Consider the following 22,270-nt stretch of genomic DNA (forward strand, 5'->3'; position numbering starts at 1 on the left):
CGTCCGTGCCTTCTGGCTGGATTGCCGGGTGCCCCGTCAGCGCCGGATGAAGCGCAGACTTGGCGAGATCACCCGATTGGTCGGATAGGGGAGACCACTTCCCTTCACCGTGACCCTGCAATCCTGCTGTTCGGTTCCGCTCTTGCAGACCAGTTCTTCATCGGACGAGGCCTCGACTGTGCCCTGCTCGCTGCTCTGGCCATTCCCGTTCGTCGCAGCGCCATCGGCATTGGCGACGCCGGTGCGGCCAAGTTCACCCGGGCCAGTGATGGTCTGGCCGGCATCGGCCCATCCATCGTTATAGCCGACCTGCACGTTGACGGGGATCGTACCGGGCAACTGGTTCGCACCGCCCCAGCCGAACACCGCGCCCGGATCGAACCCGGCGCCGCCCCGCACGGGTGCGGTCGAAGCCGACGTGTTGCTCGGCGGGGTGCTCTGCGAGGCCGTATCGGCCGCACCATGAGCTGCATCGATAACGGTGGAAGGCAGCGGGCTTCCGCCGTTACCCGAACCGCCATTGCCGGACCCACCGTTGCCAGACCCACCATTCCCGGTTCCGCCATTACCGGACCCATTCCCACCGGAAGCCGATGCCAGGATCGCGAAATTGCCCGGCGTGACGCTCAGCGCATAGTTGCCGCCGGCCGACAGCGAACCCAGTCCGATGGCGTAATTGCCGACCGCTTCACCTGCGACACGCGATGCACTGCCGGTGAGGTGGTCACCCGCGACCATGCCCTCGCCGCCGAGCGTGTAGGTGAAGGCGGGATCGACCGTGCCGCGCACCTTGCTCTGATCGGCGAAGACGATGCTGATCTGGCGCTGGTTGATCGTACCCACGGCGCCGGCAAGAGCAGGGCTGACCGTGTAGTTGCCGGCATCCGCACCATTCAGGGCCAGATCGGCAACCGAGACCATCTTGACAGTGCCAGCGTTCCGGTCGGCATAACGCGCCGTGCCGTTCGCAACCACTTGGTCGCCGGTGATCAGCCCATCGAGAGCCACGTCGCTGGCCGAGAAGCTGGCCAGATCGGCGCCATCATAGCCCTTGACCAAAGTGCCAACGAACCGTGCCGAGAGGGCCTTGGGCGAGATGGCGGCCACCAGCGGCGCGATGGTGTCGAGCACATAGTTGCCGGCATCCGCACCGGAGAGCCCGGCACTCGACACCGTGACCACCTTGCCGGTTCCCGCATTGCGATCGGCAAAGGTGAAGGTGGCGCCGGTCAACGCGACATGGTCGCCCGTCACCACGTCGGTGAGCGGATCGAACTCGCCCGTGCCGGCGGTCGTGCCGTCATAGACCTTGTCGTTGGCATGGGCCACCGTGGCAATCAGCCGCTGGGCAATGGTGCCGGTCGCATCGGTGTCGAAGCCCACGATATAGTTGGCGCCGCCATTGCCGTCGTCGAGGGTCCAGTTGTTGACCCGCAGCGTGCGGTTGCCGGCATTGCGGCTGTCGAACGCCTGCGTCGCCTGAGCCATGTCACCCTGCACCAGCCCCGTGATCAGCACTTGGCCGGAGGAGGCATCGGTGCCGTCATAGGTCTTGCTATCGGAGACAGTGCCGAGCGTCAGAGCCGCACGAGCGATGTTCGCGATGCCAAGGGCAGAGCCATCCGCCAGCACATAATTGTCGTAACCGTTATTGGTCAGGGCGTAACCCGAGAGCGTGACCGCCTTGCCGGTGCCTGCGTTGCGATCGGCCAGCAGGCCGGTCACGCCGGAGGTGTCGAGGAACACGCCATCGGCGCTCAGCAGATCCTGGGTTACCGTGTCGCCATCGGCGAGCGTGAACCCGATCGTGCCGAGCTGGTGCGTGCCGAGCAATGTGGTGCCGTCATAGGTTTTGGTGCCCGCACCGGAGACCGTCACCGTGATGGCCCGCGGCGTGATCGTGCCAATATTGGCTGCGGCATAATCCTGCAGCAGGACATAGTTGCCGGCATCCGCGCCGTTCAGGGTCATGCCGCCCACCGACACCATCTTGTTGGTGCCGGCATTGCGATCGTCATAATGAGCGCCAGCCGTGGTGAGCGTCAGCGCATCGCCGGCGATCACCCCATCGAGATTGATCGGCAGCACCGTGGCGTTGTCAGTCCCGTCATAGACCTTGGTGACGGTCCCGGTTAGTGCGCCACTCAGCATCTTCTGCGTGATGTCGCCCGACGCCGTGACGATATTGCGGATATAGTTATTACCGTCATTGCCGTCGTTGATCGTCCAGCCGGTGACCGTCAACGTGCGGTTGCCCGCATTCTTGCTGTCGAACGACTGCGTGGCAGTGGCGGTATCGACATCGACGAGGCCGGTGATCGTCACGGTCCCGGTGGACCCGGTGGTGCCGTCATAGACCTTGCTGTCGCCAGAGGCTGTCAGCGTCAGGTTCGCCTTGAGGATATTGGCCGTGCCGTTGGCGACATTGCTCAGCACATAGTTGGCTGCATCCGCACCGGAGAGGCCAAGGCCCGAGACGATCACGCTCTTGCCGTTGCCGGCATTGCGGTCGATGAAGGCCATGTGCCCGTTGCTGTCATCCAGCGAGACCAGATCATTGCCGATGACGCCGACAAGGCCGTCGAAGCTTCCCGCGAGGGTCGTGGTGCCGTCATAGACCTTGTCATTCACGATCGCGCCGGCGTTCAGCACCTTTTGCGTGATCGTGCCGCTAGCGGTCGAGCCGAGCGAGACGGCGTAGTTGTTACCACCATTGCCGTCATAGACCGCGTAGCCGTTCTGCACGGTGAGCGTGCGGGTGCCCGCCTGACGCTGGTCATATTCCTGCGTCGCGATGACGGTATCGCCCGCGATGAGACCGACCGCCTGCACGAGGCCGTTCGACAGCGTGGTGCCGTCATAGACCTTGCTGGCACTGGTTGCGTTGAGCACCAGGCTGGCCTTGTAGATGTCGGCCGTGCCGTTGGCGATGGAATTGAGCGTGTAGTTCGCCGCATCCGACCCTTCCAGCAGATAGCCGGTGGCGACCACCGCCTTGCCGAAGCCCGCATTGCGGTCGATGAATGTCAACCGGCCATTGGCGTCGTTGAGGTGAACCTGATCCGTGCCGATCACCCCGTCCAGATCGGCGAAGGTGCCGATTGCAGCGGTGGTGCCGTCATAGACCTTGTTGCCGACCGTCGCCGTGGCGGTGATCGTCTTGGGGGTGATGGTGCCGGCCGTGGCCGATCCGATCACGACCGCATAGTTGTGGCCACCATTGCCGTCCTGCACGCTCCAGCCATTCTCGACCTGCAGCGCCCGGACGCCCGCGTTGCGGCTGTCGAACGACTGGGTCGCGGTGACGAGGTCGCCACTGATGAGGCCACTGGCCACAACCGTTCCGCCAGAGGCGTTCGTGCCGTCATAGACCTTGCTGTCTGCGCTGGCGGTGAGCACCAGATTGGCCTTGAGGATGTCGGCGGTGCCGTCCGCCACCGGATCGAGGATGTAGTTGCTGGCATCCGCACCGGTCAGCACCGGGTTGGAGACAGTCACCGTCTTGCCGATGCCGGCGTGGCGATCGGCGAAGGCCAGTGTCCCGGCTGCCTCGACATGGTCGCCAGTCACCAGATTGGTGAGCGCGCTGAACGTGCCGGTGGCCGTGGTGGTGCCATCATAGACCTTGTTCTGGACGGACACCGTGGTGCTGGTCGTCCGGCGGTCGATGATGCCGTTGGCCGTTCCGAAGTCGACCAGATAGTTGGCCCCGTTGTTGCCGTCATTGATGACATAACCGTTCTGTACGACGAGTAGACGATTGCCGGCATTCTTGCTGTTGAACGCCTGGGTGGCGGTGGCACTGTCTCCCGCAATAAGGCCGACGATCTGCACCACTCCGTCCGAACTTTCAGAGCCATCATAGACCTTCTGATCGGAGACAGCATTGAGCGTCAGGGCGGCGCGGGCAACGTCAGCGACACCAAAGGCCGAGGACGATGCGAAGACATAATTGCCGAAGTCATTGCCGGTCAGCGTATACCCGCTCAACGTCACGCTCTTACCGGTTCCGGCATTGCGATCAGCCAGCGCTCCGGTCATCCCCGAAAGATCGACCCCGATCCCGTCCGCAGCCATCAGATTCTGGGTCGCACTGTCGCCATCGGCAATCAGCAGGGCAATGCTGCCGAGCTGGTTATTGCCCAGAATATCGGTGCGATCATAGGTCTTCGTGCCGAGGCCCGTCGCGGAGACGGTGATCTGGCGGGCGGAAATCGTCCCCACATAAGCGGAGGCATTGTCGCTCAGCAGATCATAGTTCGCCGCATCGGCGCCGCTCAGCTGGATGCCGGACACGGTGACCAGCTTGCCGGTGCCGACATTTCTGTCCGCATAGTTCGCCGTGCTGGCGGTCACCGCGACGGCATCGCCCGACACGATATCGACGAGGTTGCTCGGAAGCAGGATCGCCGTCGTCGTGCCGTCATACACCTTGCTAACGGCGCCGGTGAGCGTGGCACTGATCTGCTTGCGCGAGATGGTGCCCGCAGCCGTGTTGCGCACCACAAAGTAGTTGGCGCCGTTATTGCCGTCATCGATGGTAAAGTGGTCGACGACAAGCTGGCGATTGCCGGCATTCTTGCTGTCGAACGCCTGGGTGGCGCTCAGGCTGTCGCCTGCAAACAGACCGTTCCACTGCACCACGCCGTTCGATGTCGTCGTGCCGTCGTAGATCTTGCTGTCGGATACGGCATTAAGTGTCAGGGTCGCCCGAGCGATGTCGGCCAGACCCAAGGCGGATGTCGAGGTGAGGGCGTAATTGCCCAGGCTGTTGTTGGTGAGCGAGAAGCCGCTCAGCGTCACAGCTTTGCCATTGCCGGCATTGCGGTCTGCAAACGCTGCCGACAGGGTCGAAGAGTCGAGCCCCAGGCCGTCGGCGCTCAGCATGCCTTGCGTCGCGGCATCACCATCGGCGAGGATCAGCGCCAGACTGCCGAACTGCGAGAGCGCGAGGTTGGCGTTGCCGTCATAGGTCTTGCTGCCATGGCCGGTCACGGTCACGTTGACCTGACGCGGCGTGATCGTGCCGATGTCCGCAGAAGCCGAGGTGGCATTCAGCACATAGTTGGCGGCATCGGTGCCCGTGAGCTGCATGCCTGAGACGGTGACCGTCTTACCGGTGCCGACATTCGCATTGGCGAAATCGGCGCTGGCGGTGGTGACGACCAGATCGTCCCCGGCGATCACGCCGGCAATATTGACAGGCTGCAGCGTCGCGCTGGTGGTGCGGTCGTAGACCTTGCTCACCGTGCCGGTCAGCGAGCCGGAGAGCAGCTTCTGCGCGATGCTGCCGCTGGCCGCCGTGCCAAGGACGACGGCATAGTTGCCACCGCCATTGCCATCCTCGACCGTCCAGTGATCGACCTGCAATGTGCGGCTGCCCGCATTCTTGCTGTTGAACGCCTGGGTCGCGGTCACGCTGTCGCCGGCGATGAGGCCGCTGGAGAGGACAACGCCCGTCGAGCCGGTCGTGCCGTCATAGACCCGTGACTCCGACACCGCCGTGAGGTTGAGCGTCGCCTTGGAGATCGTCGCCGTCCCGTCGGCAATGTCGCTCAGCGTGTAGTTCGCCGCGTCCGCGCCGGAGAGCGTTGCGCCCGAGACCGTCACGGTCTTCCCGACGCCGGCATTGCGATCATAGAAGGCAAGGGTCGCGCCGCTGTGATCCAGCGATACATCGTCTCCCGTGATGGTATTGCCAAGGCCACTGAAAGTGCCCGTGGCCGTCGTCGTGCCATCATAGACCTTGTTCTGGACCGCCGCAGTCGCCTGCAGGACGCGCTGGCTGATCGTGCCGTTGGCCATGGCGCCATAGCCCACCAGATAGTTGCCGCCGCCATTGCCGTCGAACACCGTGTAGCTATCGACCTGCAGCGTGTGTGCGCCGGCCTTGAAGCCGTCGAACCGCTGCGTCGCCACAAAGCCGTCGCCCGCGATCAGGCCGCTGGCCTGCACCGCGCCCGCCGAAGCGGTCGTGCCGTCATACTGGCGCATGTCGGTCACTGCAGAGAGGACGAGCTGCGCCTGGCTGATCGTCGCGCTGCTGTTGGCAATGCTGCTCAGCGTGTAGTTGTGCGCATCGGTGCCGCCCAAGGCATAACCGGTAGCAGTCACCGCCTTGTTGATGCCCGCATTGCGGTCATAGAAGGCCAGGCTGCCATTGGTCTTGTCCAGCAGCACCTGATCGGTGCCGACGATCCCGCCCAGCGAGGAGAGGTCGCCCGTAGCCGTCGTCGTGCCGTCATAGACCTTGTTGTTGACGATGGCCGTCGCGGTCAGCACCTTGCGAGCGATCGTGCCGGATGCGGCCGAGCCAAAGGTGGTGACATAGTTGTTGCCGCCATTGCCGTCGTTCACGGACCAGCCGGCCTGCACCTGCAGGGTGCGCGACCCCGCATCGCGCGTGTTAAACGCCTGGGTTGCCGTGAAGCTGTCCCCGGCTGCCAGGCCAAGCGCCTGGACCGCAGCGGAAGAGGCGACCGTGCCGTCATAGCTCTTGCTGTCGCTCACGGCGGTCAGCACGAGATTGGCGCGGGTGATGTTGGCCGTGCCGTTGGCGATCGGATCGAGCACATAGTTGCCCGCATCCGCACCGGTCAGGACGGCGCCAGCCACGCTGACTGCCTTGCCGTTGGCGGCGTTTTTGTCCGCGAAGCTGAGCGTGCCGCTCGCCGCGACGATGTCGCCGGATATCACACCCGAAAGCGGGTCGAACGTACCGGTGGCGCTCGTCGTGCCGTCATACACCTTATCATTGGCGTGGACCGTCGTGCTGACCGCGCGCTTGTAGATCGTTCCGGCTGCGTCGATACGGCTGACGATATAGTTCAGACCGCCATTGCCATCGTTGACGACATAGCCATTCTGGACTTGGAGCAGGCGGCTGCCCGCATTCTTGCTGTCATACGCCTGCGTGGCCGACGCCGTGTCGCTGCCCTTCAGGCCGGAAATCGTCACCGTGCCGATCGAGCTGGTGGTCCCGGTATAGGTCTTGCTCATGCTCGACGCGGTCATGGTCAGCGCGGCGCGTGCCACATCCGCAATGCCGTTCGCCGAGGTGGAGCTGAGCACATAGTTGCCCAGCCCGTTGTTCATGAGGCTGTAACCGGAGACCGTCATCGACTTGCCGGTGCCGGCATTCTTGTCGGCCAGCATGCCGGAAATGCCGCTGCTGTCCAGCGTGACCCCGTCAGCGGACAGGAGCGCCTGCGTTGCGCTGTCGCCCTGCGCCAGCGTGAAGCCGACGCCGGAAAGCTGCGCACCGGTGAGCCCAGTGGCGGCATCGTAGGTCTTGCTGCCATGGCCGGTCGTGCCCACCGTGACGGTGCGCGCCGTGATGGTGCCCACATAGCCGGAGGTGCTGGTGCTGCCGAGCGTGTAGTTGGACGAGTCCGCTCCGGCCAACGCCAGACCGGTTGCGGTGACCAGCCGGTTCGTGCCGACATTCTTGCTATCATAGCTGGCGGACGTCGACGAGACGGTGACCGCATCGCCCGCCACCACACCATTCAGATTAGTACCTGAAATGGTTGCCGTGGCGCTGCCGTCATAAACCTTGGTGACAGGGCCGACGAGCGAGGCCGAGAGGGTCTTGCGGGCAATCGCGCCAATGTTGCCGGTGACGGAGCCCGCAATCGTGTAGTTCGCCGCATCCGCGCCGGTGAGGCTTAGGCCATAGGCCGTGACCGACTTGCCGGTGCCGGCATTCTTGTCGCCATAGAGCCCGACCAGACCCGCGGCTAGTGACACGGCGTCGCCCGAGACGACGCCGGTCATGGCGACATTGGACGCCGTGATCGAAGCCAATGTGTTGCCGTCATAGACCTTGTTGGAGGCGCCGGTGAGCGAGGCCCCCAGCTGCTTGGCCGAGATCACGCCGAAGCTGGCCGTGGCTGCCGTGTTCACCGTGTAATTCGCGGCGTCGGCCCCGGTCAGCGCCAGGCCGGAGACGGTCACCGTCTTGCCGGTACCGGCGTTCTTGCTGTCATAGAGGCCGGTCGTCGGCATCACCAGCGACACCGAGTCACCGCTTACCGCATTCGCCAGCGCATAGTTGGAGGCGCTGAGCGAGGCGGTGGTCGTCCCGTCATATGCGCGGGTGATCCCGCCCGTCAGGCTGGCCGTCAGCGCACGCGGCGTGATGCTGCCCATGACGGCGGAGGCCGTGTAGTTCGCCAGACCATAGCCGTAGATGCGGATAGCGCCATCGCGCACAACCACCGCCATCTCGTCCGCCGTCACCGTCTTGGAGGCGCCGACATTCTTGTTATCGAAGCTGCCCAGCGCGTAGACCGTCGCCTTGTCGTTGCCGAGCAGGCCCGTCACGAGGAAGTTGGTCTGGGTCAGCAAGGCGTCGGTCGTGCCGTCATAAACCTTGGTGACATTGTCCTTCAGCGAGATGCTGAGCAGCGGCATCTGGTTGTACATCACGCCATTGCCGGTGGTCTGCGCCGGAGCGGTGATGCCATAGGACGCGCCATATTGGCGGAAGCTGTAGGGGAGCCCGCCGACATCGTTGGTCGGATCCTGCAGCCAGATCAGCCAGCGGCCATTGGCGGCGGAGAGCGCGCTTGCACCACTGTTGTTGAAGAACTTGCCGTTGGTCACAAGCTGCAGGGACGTGTTGGCCCCGCTCGCCGAGACGCTGCTGCCCGACGTCATGGTCAGGTCGCCGACCGAGCGGATGACCGCGCTGCCGGTGGTCACGGCGCCGTTGATCTCCAGCGCGCTGCTGGTGAATAGGTCCAGCTTGTTCGTCAGCGACATCGGGCCGAGCTTGCCGATGGTGTTGCCGCTGTTGTTGAACGAGACGGTGCCCGCGCTGCCGGTGAGCTGGCTGGCGCTGATGTCCACGGACTGGGTGAACAGACCGCTGCCTGCCAGCGCCAGGCCGCCATTGGCGATCAGCGGCTTGTTATCGGTGTCGCCGGTGACGCTCACCGTGCCGGTGCCCGCAAGGGTGACCGGGATCGCATAGATGCTCGCGCCCGTCTGGGTGTAGAGCGTCAGGCCCGTGCCGGTGCCCGTCGTTCCGCCGAAGACGATGCCGCTATAGGCGCCGGTCAGCACATTATTGTTGATGAAGCCGGCGTAGATATCCGAGCCGAGCGTCAGATTGCCGCCATCCTCGGCGCGCAGGGTCAGCACGCCCTTGGTCAGCAGCTTGGCGGCGACCGGGGTGGCGCCGTTCTTGGCGTTGAGGAACATGCTGTTGGCGACGAGCGTCAGATTGCCCGTATAGGCTGCGGTGCCGAGCGTCGCGGCGCCGGTGTTGCCCTGGTAGATGCCATAGCTGTTGGCGTTGCCTGCCCGGCCGGTGAGGGTCACCGGACCGGAGCCCGTGGCATTGACCACGGCGACGTTGTTCGCGCCGTCGAAGAAGATGCCGCTATGGGTAAGCGCCGCGCTGCCGGCGGCACCGCCACCGAAGCCGGTGAGGTTGATCGCGCCAGCAGCCGTGGAGCGCACGGCGGCGCCACCAGAGATGGAGATGCCGGTGCCGTTGGCGGTGGCCGCGCCGCCGCGCCCGTTGATCGTCAGCGCCTTGGCGCCCGAAACGGCCACGGTGGCGTTCGTGTTCATCAGCACGCCGTAACTTGATGTGGCGGAGGAGGAGCCATTGCCGACGCCGCTGATGGTGATCGCGCCGCCCGTGCTGCTGATCGCGCCACCGTTCAGGTAAACACCCAAGTCGTTGCCGACATAGCGGCTGGCGCCCATGACGATGAGGTCGCCGCTCGCGGTGCTGAGGTTGGTCGTGGAGTTGGTCTGCACCGGATAATAGTCGCTGGCCCGTCCCAGCGCATACAGCCGCAGGCTGCCTGTGCCGGTGGTGGCGAGCGTCTTGTTTATCAGATTGAGGCCCGTATTGGCGTTATTGCTGCCGAGCGCGCGCATCTCGATGTCGCCGCCGCCGGCCGTGAAGGCCGCGCTGGAAGAGCTGATGTCGATGGTCGTGCCCGTCGCCAGCATCGCCGCCGTATAGGCCGCCAGATCCACCGTCGGGTCGAGCAGCGGAGACACCGCTGCCGATCCGCCACGCAGCAGGATGTTGCCGCCCTGCGTCGTGATGCCGTTGCTGACGGTGATGGTGCCCGTCGCCGCATCGGCCGCGCGGGAGACCAGGGTCACGTCCAGCTTGCCTGCGCCGCTCGCGGCGGTGATCGCGCTGGAAACGGTGACGTTGCCGTTCGACTTGGCGGTCAGGCTGGAGGCCCCCGTCGCGGCGGCGACCTTGTTCACCGTGGCGAGCGTGAGGTTGTTGACCGCCGAGAGCGTCACGGCGCTGCTGCCATTGAGCGTGATCGTGCCGGTCGAGAGCGTGCCGCCGGACGTGATGTTGGTCGCATTGGCCGTGGCCAGACCGATCGCGCCGGTCGTCACATCGCTGGCCGCGCTGATCGCCACGGCGCCGCTGGTTCCGGTCTGGTTGATATTGCCGGTGATGACGGTGGTGGTCGCGGACGACACGGTGAGCGCACCGGAGACGGTAGTCACACCGGAAATATTGAGGTTCTTGCTGCTCTTCGCCGTCAAGGCGCCACTGCTCACCGTCAGTGCCTGCGTGGTGAGGTTGCCATCCTTCGCCTCGACCAGCAGATCGTTGGCGTCGATAGTCACGTTGCTGCCCAGCGTCACCGCGCCGCCATTGGCGACGATGCGGCTGGCTCCACCGGCCGTCTGAGAGATGGTGCCGGCAATGTTGATGCTGCCCGCGCTGGTGATGTCGATCACGCCACCAGACCTGATCTTGGAGGCGGCATTGCTGGATTGGAAGCCATTATAGCCGCTGCCCGAGCGCGGCGCCGAAATCGTCACGCCGCCCGCGCCCGCCTTCAGATCGACCGGAGCGCCAAAGCTGATGCCAACGCCGGCACTATCCCCCAGCAGGGTCACGCTGTTGGTGCCGTCGATCGTCACGGCGCCGGTGCCGGAGAAGCTCGCGCCCACATTAACGCCGGAGGTCGTCTGGCCAGTGAGGACCACGTCATTGCCGGTGAAAGTGGCGGCCCCGGCGCTGCTGCGAGCAATACCAGCCAGATTCTGAGCCGAGCCGTTCAGAGTCAGCGTGCCGACTCCCGCGTTCATTGTGGTATTCGTGTCCGTGAGGAAATATATGCCATGGCCAGCGGCCGAAGTGCCGGTGAGCGTGATGCCACCGCTGCCGGAACTGAGGATGTTGGTCCCCAGGAAAATCCCTGAGCGTTCATCCGGGGTTGATCCGCCGAGGGCTCCCGAATCGCCGACGAGCGTAATGCCGCCCGTCCCCGCCGTGAGGATGTTGGCGCCTTCGCTTAGCCTTACGCCATTGCCAGTCTGAGCGGGGTTGCTCGGATTCGTGACGCTGCCATAGAGGCTGACAGTGCCGCCGGCGGTCGTGCCGCGGCGCGCGTCAATCGTTCCCGCCACTCGCACACCGGAACTGCCGGTGTTGCCCAGCGCAAAGCCGCCGAGCGTAGAGGTGCCATAGGCGATCACGTCACCGCCTTGGGTGGTGATGGCGGAGGCGATGTCGATATAGCTGCTGCTGGAGTTGCTGTCGTCGAAATTGCTGTTCAGCGTCACGTCCATCTTGCCTGCGCCGGACGCGGCCGTAATGCCATAATTGCTGGCGAGCCGTAACTTGGTGCGCACGATCACCTTGCTGGCGCCAGTGGCGGATGACGTCTTGACGATCTTGCCAATATTGCCGCCACCATTCGGCGAAAGCACATACAGATCGCTGTTGCCGCTCATCGTGGTGGAGTTGTACGCATCAAAATCCCAGCCCAACCCGCCGCTCAGCGTGATGGCATCGTTGGTCGCGGTGGTCAGCGCGCCGAACCTGATGGCCTCATCGCTGGCGATGGACACAGTGCCGGTGGGGCCGGTCTGCTGGATAGCGAGGTTGACGGTGTCCAGATTGACTTTGTTTTTGCCATAAATATCGATGGCGCCGGCGCTCTTGATGTACGACTTTGGCGAGCTCCCATCTGCCGTCCCGGTCACCAGATCGATGCTGTTGGTGCCCGCCGCCGTGCCGTTGGCGCGGATCGTCAGTCCGCCCGTGCCGGCGCTCAGATTCAGCGTCGGATATAGGCTGCCTCCCATGCCCGCGCGAATTGTCGCCTTGGTACCCGTGGAGTTGGCAGTGCCGTAACCATTTGCGGCCGAGGTGCCGACGATCGACAAGGCGCCGGTGCCGCCGGTCGTGATCGTGATGTTGCCGACGCCGAACAGGATCGCTTCCTTGGAGAGCGTGCTGCTGGTGCTGGCGCCGATCAGGCTGATATTGCCGCTGGTCGAGGTGATGGAGCCTCCGCCGCCGAGTTCCAGCAACAGACCGGAGTTGGTCACGCTGGTGCCCTTGACCGTGATGGCGCCGCTGGCCGTCGTGATCGTAGCCGTATTCGTGAGACGGGTGCCTTGGCCGGTATTGGCCGCCGGTTCGGTAGTAGCGCTGGTGGTGCCGTCGATGCTGATGCTGCCGGTCCCGGTCGTCGCCACCCGCGCACCGTAAAGATCCACGCCATAATAGCCGGCCGAGGTGTTGGTGTTGGTCCCCTTGATCGAAATGTCGCCATTGACCGAGGTGAAGCCGAGGCCTTGATAGGTTGAAAAACCAGAGCCATAGGTAGCAGACGAGGTGCCGGTCAGTGTCATCGGGCCATTGCCGCCGGCGATGTCGAACGGACCTGTGCCGTTCCGATCAACCCTGATCCCGCTCCCGTTCAGGCTCGTACCGGTGATGGTGATCGCGCCACCCGCACGGATATTTGTATTGTAGAGCCTGACGCCGACGGTGGCATCGCTGCTGTATGTCGGGGCGATGCTGCTACCGCTCACGTTGAGCGAGCCGCTGCCAAGGTCGATCAGACCATTGAGATTGTAGCCATTGAACCAAACGCCCGCAGTATCACCGAGATTGCTGATCGCCGCGCCGCTGCCCACCGCGCCGCTGCCGCCCCAGATGTTGAGGTCGCCGCCATTGGTGGAAATGTCGTTGAAGACTTTCACATAGCCGGTGGCGGCATCGTTGGCGCGGCTGTTCAGGTTGACGGTCAGCTTGCCGGCGGTCGAGGCGATCGTGCCGTTCAGGATGATGTTGCCGTCCGCCTTCAGCGTCAGCGCGGCGTCGCCGCCTGCCGTCTTGCTGATGTTGGCGCCCGAGGCCAGCGTGATGTCGCCCGTGCCGCCCGAAACGCCGGCGCCGCCGGTCGTGATCGTCACATTGGTGCCGCTGTTGAGCCGCCCGTTGAGGTTGGTGACGTTGATCGTGGAGGTGCTGGCAATCGGCGTGTAGGTGCCGCCCGCATAGGTGGCGGAGGCATCCGCCGCCGTGGAGATGGTGACGCTGGCAGGATCGAGCAGCCACTCGCCCGCCTTGCCGGTGCCGGCCTTGGCATCGACGGTGCCGACGGCCTGGAGGACATTCTTGGACGAGGTTTCGACCCGGCCGCCGTCGGTGGCGCCGCTGGCGTCGATGGTGCCGTGGAAATTAGTGAAATTGTCGGACCAGAGCACGGCCTTGCCGCCCGCGCCGGCCGAACCGGTCACGTCGATCTTCGCATCGGGTGCGACGACCACGGCCTGCGCGCGCTGAATGTCGCGGTCGAGCAGGCGGGTGTCGGCATTGTGGCCGCCCTCCCAGTCGCCGCCGACGAGCACGGTGCCGCCGGTCGTGCCGGAGGCGTCGAGCTTGGCGCCCTGATCGAGCAGGATGTTCTTGCCGGTCACTTCGATGGCGCCGCCGGTGGCGTCGGCCTTCTTCGCGGTGAGCGTGCTGGCGATGGAAACCTCGCCGCCTTCACCGGCAGTGAGGAAGATGCGCCCGCCTTGCGCGGACACACCCTGGGCGTTGATCGCACCGCTGGTGCCGGCGAGGGCATAGATATTGCCGCTCTGCGCGCGCAACTCGGCCTCTGCGGCCTTGAGCTGGCCCGCATTGGTGACGGAGGTGCCGGTGCCGCCGACGACGACCGAGAACTTGCCGTCCCGGTCCGCCTGGTCGCGCAGCATCACCTGATAGCCGGCCAGCAGGCCCACCGAGCCGTTCGCCGCCTCGATCGCGCCCTGATTGTCCACCTTCGCGGCGACCAGCACGACATCGCCGCCCAGGCTGCCGATCTTGCCATAGTTGACGATGGAGGCTTCGCTCGCACCCGCCAGCGTCTGGCTGCCGCCGGCCATGAAGCTCTCGTTGCTGATGTCCTGCGTGGAGCCGACGAATTTGCCGCCCACATCGACCTTACCGCTCTTGCCGATGACGATGCCGTTGCGGTTGATGAGGTAGACCGATCCCGTCGATTGCAGCAGCCCGTCGATGCTGGAGGCTGCGGCGCCGGTCACGCGGTTCAACGTAGCGCCCTTGCCATTGTCGATCGCGACGGTGCCGCCCTGGCCGATCGAGAAGTCATTCCATTCGATGATGGCCTTCTCGGTCGTCTGGCGGATGTCCGTCCGTCCCGCGCCCGCGTTGATCGTCGCAGAGCCGACCACCACGGACCCGCCCGATGGCAATGTCTGTGCGTAGACAGGCGCCAGCGGCACGAACGCGCACAGCGACAGGCCGAACAACGGCTTGGAAATGAGTGCGGCGCGGCGAGCCTGAGAGCGAGTGGTCATCGTATCAATCCCATCTTCTGTGAGCGCAGTGGTCCGGCCGCCGAAAGGGCGGGGAAGATCGCTCTGGTTTCGGTGCCTGCTGCGGGCCTTCCCGGGCGGGCGTTTCATGTGTGGGCCGCTCTGGGCGGCGGAAAATCCGGTGCCGCGTAGCGCGGCGGAAATCAGCGTGCTGCGTGGCGCAGCGGAAATCTTCTGGGGCGGATGGCGGCCGGCTGGGGATTGTGCCGGCCGCCATCCTTCGGGGGATCATGGGTGGTCAGGCGGCCCTTCTCAGGCGGCTTCGGCCACCGGCTGTTCCTCGGCCTGGCGGCGCGCCGCGCGGCGGACGATGAGATCGTCCCAGCGCTGCAGCGAAACCAGGTGCATGTCGATCATCGCGTGGGCGCCACGCTTGACGAGGTCGGCGAGCACCGCATCGGGCAGTTCGCGCAGCGTCTCTTCGGCGACGGCATAATAGTCCGCCAGATGCTCGGGGGTTTCACCCGGGATGAACGTGTTCTTGACCTCGAACAGGCCGGCAGCCTCGATCATGTCGATGAAGGTCTGAGTGCGGCGGCGCTCGGATTCGAACTCGTCGAGGAACGCGATGGCGTTCTTGGTGAATTCGGTCGGTTCGCCGCCGGAGAACAGGGCTTCGCCCTCCTCACCCTCGACAAAACCGGGCGCTGCGCGGTCGATGCAGACGACGAACTGGTCCTCGCCGGCACCGGCCAGCGTGAAGGGATAGCGGCGCAGATAAGCGGGCACATAGGCGCCGGCCTCGAACTGGCCGTTCGTCATGAACAGGTTCTCGCCCTCGGCCAGGCCCATCACGGCCAGCGGCGTGCGCTCGGCACCCGCGAAGATGATCGGATAGTGGCGCATCGCCTGCGGAAACTCGCCGACGAGCAGCGGCACCAGATGCAGTTCGCGCGCGTGGGGGAAGCCCGCTTCGGTGCGCTGAAAGCGCAGGGCGCCGTGAACTTCGGAGTGGAGCGCCTCGGGCTGATCGTAGAGAAGCTGCGAGCCAGAGAGTTCGATGTCGTTGTTAACCGTGGTCATGCGAGTGGTCCTTCGCTGTTAGTCGGGTTGTGATTTAGAAGCTGGCGGTGACGCGGGCCTGGAGGCGCCAGTCGCCGGAACGTGTGCTCATCCCATCCTTGAGAGCCCAGGCCGAATTGATGCCGGCAGAGAGGTGCCGGCCGAAGCGGTAGTCCGTACCCACGCCCGCCGATGCCACGGTCGTGTTGCGACGCGCGGCAATGTCGCGCCCATGCGCGACGTCGCTGAAGAGGTAGGGAGAAAGCTGGTCATCCTTGCCGAGCAGGGCGAAGGGCGGCAGGCGCAGCTCGTTGCGCAGCACGAAGCCGCGATCGTAACTGCCGTCATCTGCCGTGTAGCCGCGGGCCAGTCCCTCGCCACCGACACCAATCTGGGCAGGCAGCGGCAGCGGGCGGCGGGCATATTGGAACGCGAACTGGCTTGTCAGCGCGAAGTTCTTCGGCAGGCGAACCGCGCCGGATACGTCCAGCGTCGCATAGGCATAGCGGTCAGACGTGACGCGGTCGTTGGTCAGTTCAGCGAGCCGCGCGCCCGAGCTGCGGGCGCTCAGCCCACCGGGGCTGACATGGAGGTTACCGCTGACCGAAAGCTGGCGTCCATTGCCCGTCCATCCCTTCGAGAGGCCGAGCAGGCCCTGCCACATATCTGCGGAGTCGGAGAGCGCGGTCAGCTGGCCGAAGAAGACGTCCCGGCGCTGGCGCTTGAACTCGACGCCGGCGAGAACATCCCCAAAGCCGGCAGGCAGCCCCAGGTTGGACAGCGCCGAGCGATAGCCGAGGGTGGCCTCGCGGGTGCGCTGGCGAACCGAGAAGTCCGCGTTGATGACCTGATTGGTGAGCGCATCGCTCAGCGTCAGTTCGATATTCTGGCGGGGGGCCGTCGGAATATAGAGGCGGCCACCTTGTGCGACATAGCGGGGCTGACCGCGAAGAATGCTGCCATCCTTGTACCAGAAATCCGTGCTGCCGGTGATCTGATAGGACGCATAGCCCCCCTCGATGAGCGGCAGACGGGCCATCGCACCGAGGAAGAACCGGTTAATCCCGGTGGAGTCCGAACCGCCATTGCTCCAACCGCCATAGACCCGCACAGGGCGGTCGCGACGCACGGCCAGTGTGAGGTCGGTGACGCCGTCCTGGTCCACCGCCGGCGCGAAACGCGCACCGACTTCACCCATCGGCGTGCGATTGAGCCAGTCGAGATCTTCGGCAAGTGGGGTCGCTTCCACCGGGTCGCCCGACTTCTGGCGGATGCCATCGCGCACGGCCTTGGCCGCCTTGCCGTCAGCGCCCTGCACCTTGATGTCGCCGACCCGGAACTCGGTGACGCGGATTTGCAGGACGCCAGAGGTGATTTCCTGTGCAGGCGTGGAAAGAGAAACGAACGGGCGCCCGACACTGCGCGCCTTGCGCGCGATACCAGCCTGGATCTGGGCGATCAGCTTGCGCGAGAGCGGCTGACCGATGAACGACTGCAACGCCCTGTCGATACCGGCGCGATCGAGATTGGGAACGCGCGAGGCGTCGACCCCATCGGCAGGCACCACGTCGGAGGCGAGCGGCTCATCCGTGCCGGAGAGAAGAACGATGTGGCGCAGCGTCGCGCCAAGCGGGGTCTCGTCCTGCGATGCCGGGACGATGTCTGGCGCCGCAATGGGCGCGCCCGGCGCGACCGGAACCGGCGGGAGGCTGCGTTCAATTGCGGTCTGCGCAGTAGCCGCCGACGCACCCAGAAGGGCAAGGCTCGTCGAAAGCATTAAGATTGTGGTCTGTTTCATCATTCCAAGCCAATTACAAAGAGACATTAAGTCACGTCTGAAAGTAAATCTGCGACCTGTAATGAGTAATTCTGATTAATAATTAGTTAAATTGGCCTGTTACATAATATATGTAACCCTATGTTACATATTTCACTATGTATCATCTAAGATGTATTTGAATAATGATAACGGCTTTTGCGTATCAGGAAGGTGAAGCATGAGAGGCACGGCTTCCTGTGGCTGCGAGCAAACGGGATCTACGCGATCCACCCGCTTCCCCCGGTGGACGGTGATCCCAGTGACAATGTCGATAAGGAGAGGACTAGGGATGCAGATCCCGCCGCGCATACCTGCAAGGCCCGGAGAACCCGGCTCGCGTCACCGCCACCGACGCACTGCCGAGGCGCCCCGAGCGAGGTTCAGGATTCAGGCAACGGATGCAAGAGGAGCGCGGTCATCCATCAAATGGATCATCGACCGGAGAAAAAAAAGCGGCGCGTGGAAACCGACACCGCGAGAAAATCATGCTCAGTTCAATATGGCGCCTTGGGAGATATATACTCCCCGCGCGGGCCTGGCTGCGCCATTCGGGCGTGCGGTTCAGGCCCGGGGATGATCGGTAGCGGTGACGACATAGCCGGTCCCCCGCGCCGCGCGGACCGGAAATGCCATGCCGGTGAAATCCTCCACCCGTCGGCGCATCCGGGAGATCAGGACATCCAATGCGCGGTTGTCCGGGTCCACATGGGTTTTCCCAAGGTTCGCATTCAACACATCACGAGAAACCGCTTGCCCGGGCGTTTCCAGCAGCGGCGCCAATATCTGGCACTCCAGCGAGGAGAGCTTGACCGATTTGCCGTTCGGCGCGGTCAAAAGCCAGGCGCGCAGGTCGAGATGCCACGAGCCCTTTTCGCCAACAGGATCTTCCTGGCTTGTCCGGCTCTTGCTGACACGTCGCGCCAGATTTCTGATAACGCTCTCAAGCTCGCGCAGATTGACGGGCTTATGCAGATAATGGTCGACCCCCATGGACAGGCTGAGCAGCTTGTCTTCTTCCGCGGTGCGTCCGGTGAGGATGATGATCCCCACTTGCGACCATGACCGAAGCCGGGCCGCAGCCATGATGCCATTCTCGCCCGGAAGATTCACATCCAGGATCACGACATCGGGCGGATCAGCCCGCCAAACATCGTCAAGATCAACCGTATTGGCAAAGGGAGCGACCTTCATCCCGACGCCGGACAAGAACCGGCTCAATATACTCCTCAGGTCATCATCATCTTCCACGATGCTTACTAAGACACTGTCTGGCATAATGGCTCCTATCTCTCGCCTTTCAATGACTCATGCCCTCGCTAAACCCTTATGCTTTCTCAGATATTACCAAAATTACCATAACCCCCAAACGCCGCTTCGGTCGGGTTGGTTGCTGGCCAGCCCTAACCGGGTGTGCGCCACCCTGACGGGTGGAGGTCTCTTTGCTGATGCGTAAAAGCGCGAGGGCCGTCTCGCGAAGCACCTCAAATATTGACGACCTTGCGAATATGCTGAGCCAGCGTGATCGGGTTGAAGGGTTTCAGGATGATGTCCGCCACCCCCAGTTTGCGATAGCTCGCAAGGTCCATTTCCCGCCCCATGGCCGTGATGAAGATGAAGGGCTTGCCATGAAGCCCATAGTCATGGCGCAGCGTCCCCATCAACTCCGGACCGCTCATTTTCGGCATCATCACATCCAGCATGATCACGTCCGGTCGCCAGTCACTGGCATCCAATAACGCCAGAGCCTCTGCCGCGCTCCCCGCAGCGCGCAGGTCCATCGCGCGATCGAGCGATACCGCAAGCTTCACGATATGCCGGATGTCCGCGTCGTCATCGACATACAGCAAGGCAAGGGGCGCCTGACCGCTCATAACCGGAGCCTGACGTGACGTTCTGCAATCACCCGGCGAATGGTCGCCTTGAGATCGGGCATGGACGCACGAGATTTCAGGAGCACCGCATCGACCGGAGTAAGATCGTCGAACCGCAAGTCCTGCGCGGAATAGATGATAACTGGAATTGCGATACCATCTGCGGTGAATAAGTCAGGCAGTAGATCGAGCCCCGTTCCGTGCTCCAAATGATAATCAAGGATCACCAGGTCGGGTTGCCGCCTGGCAAGCAGGGTGCGGGCCTGCTCCAGCGAGCGGGCCTTGAAGATTTCGGCTTCACCAGCCAACGCCATGGCCGTCACGTCCAGCGTATCCTGGTCGTCATCGAGATGGAGGACGGTCGGCTGCTCTCTCCTATTAAGCGGGACACCGGCGGAGACAGCAGCCTTCAACCGTAGGACATCGACGGGCTTTTCGATCCAATCGACCAAATCCAGGGAGAGACGGGTCGTTGGCGCCTCAAGATCCTGCGGTGACACCACCAAAATCGAGAGGCTGTCAGGCCCCGCCTGCTGGCGCAGATCACGCGCGATCTCAAAAGCGTTGGCATCTTCCAGTGCCATGTCCAGCAGCAGCATCGTGTAACCATGCTCGGCAATGGCGTCGCGGGCTGCCATGGCATTGGTGACGAGGTGACTGGCATAGCCCTCACTCGCGAGGGCAGATTGCAGGGAAAGCCCAACCTGCGGGTCGCTCTCGCAAATCAGGATGCTGGTCTCCAGATCCAGATCGTCGGCGACAGTCGCCGACACCGATGCAGGGAGCGAGAAAACGAAGCGTGTGCCGGCCTTCGGCAGATCCTCAAACCAGATCTTGCCGCCATGACGGCTGACGATCTCCTGTGCGATGGCAAGTCCGAGACCGGTGCCGGCAGTCCCCTCATGCTCGACGGCGCGCTCGAAGCGGCCGAAGATTCGCGAGCGGAATTCCGCGGCAATGCCCGGCCCTTCGTCATCCACCTGCACGATTGCCTCGCCATCGTGCCGCCCGTGGCGCACGGTAATCTGTACACGGCCCTGCCCCGGCGTATATTTGAGCGCATTGGAAACGAGATTGCCGATCACCTGAAGTATGCGATCGTCGTCCACTTCAACGATCACCGGCGCCTCCGGCACATGACACGTCAATGCGGCGCCTTGCGAGCGGGCAAGCCCGTCGAAATTCTCGCAGGCACGCAAAGCGATATCGCGCAGATCGACCTGGGCCATCGACATCTGGAACCGCCCGGCTTCGATCCGATCAACATCGAGCATATCGTTGATCAGCCGGATCAGGCGGCGGCCGTTATTTTCGGCAATGCCGACCAGCTCGCGCGCGCCTTCGGGCAGTTCCCCGCCCGCTTCGGCGTTCAGGAGCGACAGCGCGCCAATGATCGAGGTGAGCGGCGTGCGTAGTTCATGGCTGACCGAGGAGATGAGGTCGTTTTTCTGCTGGTCGAGACGGCGGCGCTCGGTGATGTCGCGCAGGGACATCACGAGATGGTCTCCATCCGGCAAGCGCATGGTGCCCAGCGCGATATCGAACGGGATCATCTTGCCGCTGCGGTCGCGCACAAGTTGCTCATGGAAGAAGCTGACCTTCAACACGCCGTCGATCAGGCCGACCCGCTCGTGAAAGCTGCCGCTTCCCGGCGCGATATCGGTGACGACACTGATGTCACGACGATCGAGCTCGTGCCCCTCATAGCCCAGCGTGCGCGTGACGGCGGGATTGATCATCTCGATCGTTCCGCTTGGGTTGATGATGAGGATCGGATCGGCCGTGCCATTGAGGATTGCCTGATTGCGCTTGGCGGCATCGTAGCTCGCGAGCGCGATACGGTATTGCGCTTGCCGTTGCCGCCACAGCAACCAGAGCATGACGGCTAACACAATGCTTCCGATGGCAAGGATGATCCACATCGCCCGCTGGATGGTCGCGGATCGCGCCTGCACGGCCTGGACGCGCTGCGCGCCCGTGGCGATCTCGCGTTGCATCAATTGGCCCGCCAGTTGTTCAAACCTGGCCATCAACCGCTGGCCCTGCCCATCGCTGATCCGACCAAGCGCGACGGCAGTGCCCTGCGTGTCACGCAGATGGATCACCTCCTCCATCTCGGCGAATTTCGCATCTGCCGTCTGATCGAGGTCGGATAGCTTGGCTTGCTGGACGACGTCACCGCCATACGCCCTGTGCAGCTCGCGCAATAAACGGCGCGTTGCGCGCTCGCCCTCGACAAATCGGGCTCGGAGCGCCTCATCGCCACTGATCGCATAGCCCCGCTGGCTTGTCTCAGCCGATCGCATGATGGACAGCAGATCGCTGACCTGGTTTCTGCGGGAGTTGGATGCGAGAGCTTCCAGACGCAGCGTTTCCCAACGGTCATATTCGCTCTGCAGCCAGGTCAGCGTCGACGCCAGCAGCAGCGGGATCATCAGCGCAGGCAGCAGGAAGAGCCATACAAGGGGTCGGCGCGGTTGTAGCCGATTCATCCGGCCGTTCCTCCTCGCCCGAGGTTATCGAGCCCCAAAAGCATCATCCCGATAAATCGAAAACTGACGAATCCGCTCAATCTTCGTTTACTTGCGAGGCAGCGCACTCAGATTTGTCCAAATCGCACGGCTTTTTGGAAATCAAAGCTCATTAGACCAAGCCGCAACACGGGTTCCATCAAAGCTCTCCCGAAATCGAAGCCTCTCAGCACGCCCCCCCTCCTTGTACTAGCAGAGAGTTAGCTCCCTGCTTGGCAGGGTGCTCCCGGCCTAGCTTCACTTTCAATTTTTGCTCCTCTGCATAATGATTTCCGAAATCAACTTTGTCTAGATTGTAGATACCAGCGCGGTCTCCTCAATTGAATCGTCGAGCCGTTGACTGTAGGAGCGCTTGCGAAGTTGATGTCGGAAAAGTCGAACATGCACTCTATGCGGTGCTGCTTATAGTGCCTCCTAATCCGACT

At 63.5% G+C, this 22,270-nt stretch carries 6 protein-coding genes; all 6 read right to left on the reverse strand.

Features of this window, described 5'->3' with window-relative positions:
• Nucleotides 1–36 precede the first annotated feature (36 nt).
• Nucleotides 37–14,604: a YDG domain-containing protein gene (locus M2334_RS15025; RefSeq protein WP_264605835.1), complete on the reverse strand. Its 14,568-nt coding sequence runs from the start codon at nucleotides 14,602–14,604 to the stop codon at nucleotides 37–39.
• A gap of 270 nt (nucleotides 14,605–14,874) precedes the next feature.
• Nucleotides 14,875–15,645 carry a SapC family protein gene (locus M2334_RS15030; RefSeq protein ID WP_264605836.1) on the reverse strand — a complete coding sequence of 257 codons (771 nt, stop codon included), beginning with the start codon at nucleotides 15,643–15,645 and terminating at the stop codon, nucleotides 14,875–14,877.
• A gap of 34 nt (nucleotides 15,646–15,679) precedes the next feature.
• Entirely contained in the window at nucleotides 15,680–17,401 is a 1,722-nt protein-coding gene (locus tag M2334_RS15035; RefSeq protein ID WP_264605837.1) for a ShlB/FhaC/HecB family hemolysin secretion/activation protein, read from the reverse strand.
• 603 nt (nucleotides 17,402–18,004) lie between these two features.
• Complete coding sequence (locus tag M2334_RS15040; protein WP_264605838.1) at nucleotides 18,005–18,691, reverse strand: response regulator transcription factor; 687 nt, start codon at nucleotides 18,689–18,691, stop codon at nucleotides 18,005–18,007.
• A gap of 233 nt (nucleotides 18,692–18,924) precedes the next feature.
• Complete coding sequence (locus M2334_RS15045; RefSeq protein ID WP_264572414.1) at nucleotides 18,925–19,314, reverse strand: response regulator; 390 nt, start codon at nucleotides 19,312–19,314, stop codon at nucleotides 18,925–18,927.
• The gene (locus M2334_RS15050; RefSeq protein WP_264605839.1) at nucleotides 19,311–21,749 is read right to left on the reverse strand and encodes an ATP-binding protein; all 2,439 of its coding nucleotides are present in this window, start codon (nucleotides 21,747–21,749) and stop codon (nucleotides 19,311–19,313) included. Before M2334_RS15050 ends, M2334_RS15045 begins: the two co-directional genes overlap by 4 nt.
• Between the last annotated feature and the right edge of the window lie 521 nt (nucleotides 21,750–22,270).

It is taken from the genome of Sphingobium sp. B11D3D, assembly GCF_025961755.1.
In the GTDB taxonomy this organism is placed as follows: Bacteria; Pseudomonadota; Alphaproteobacteria; order Sphingomonadales; family Sphingomonadaceae; genus Sphingobium.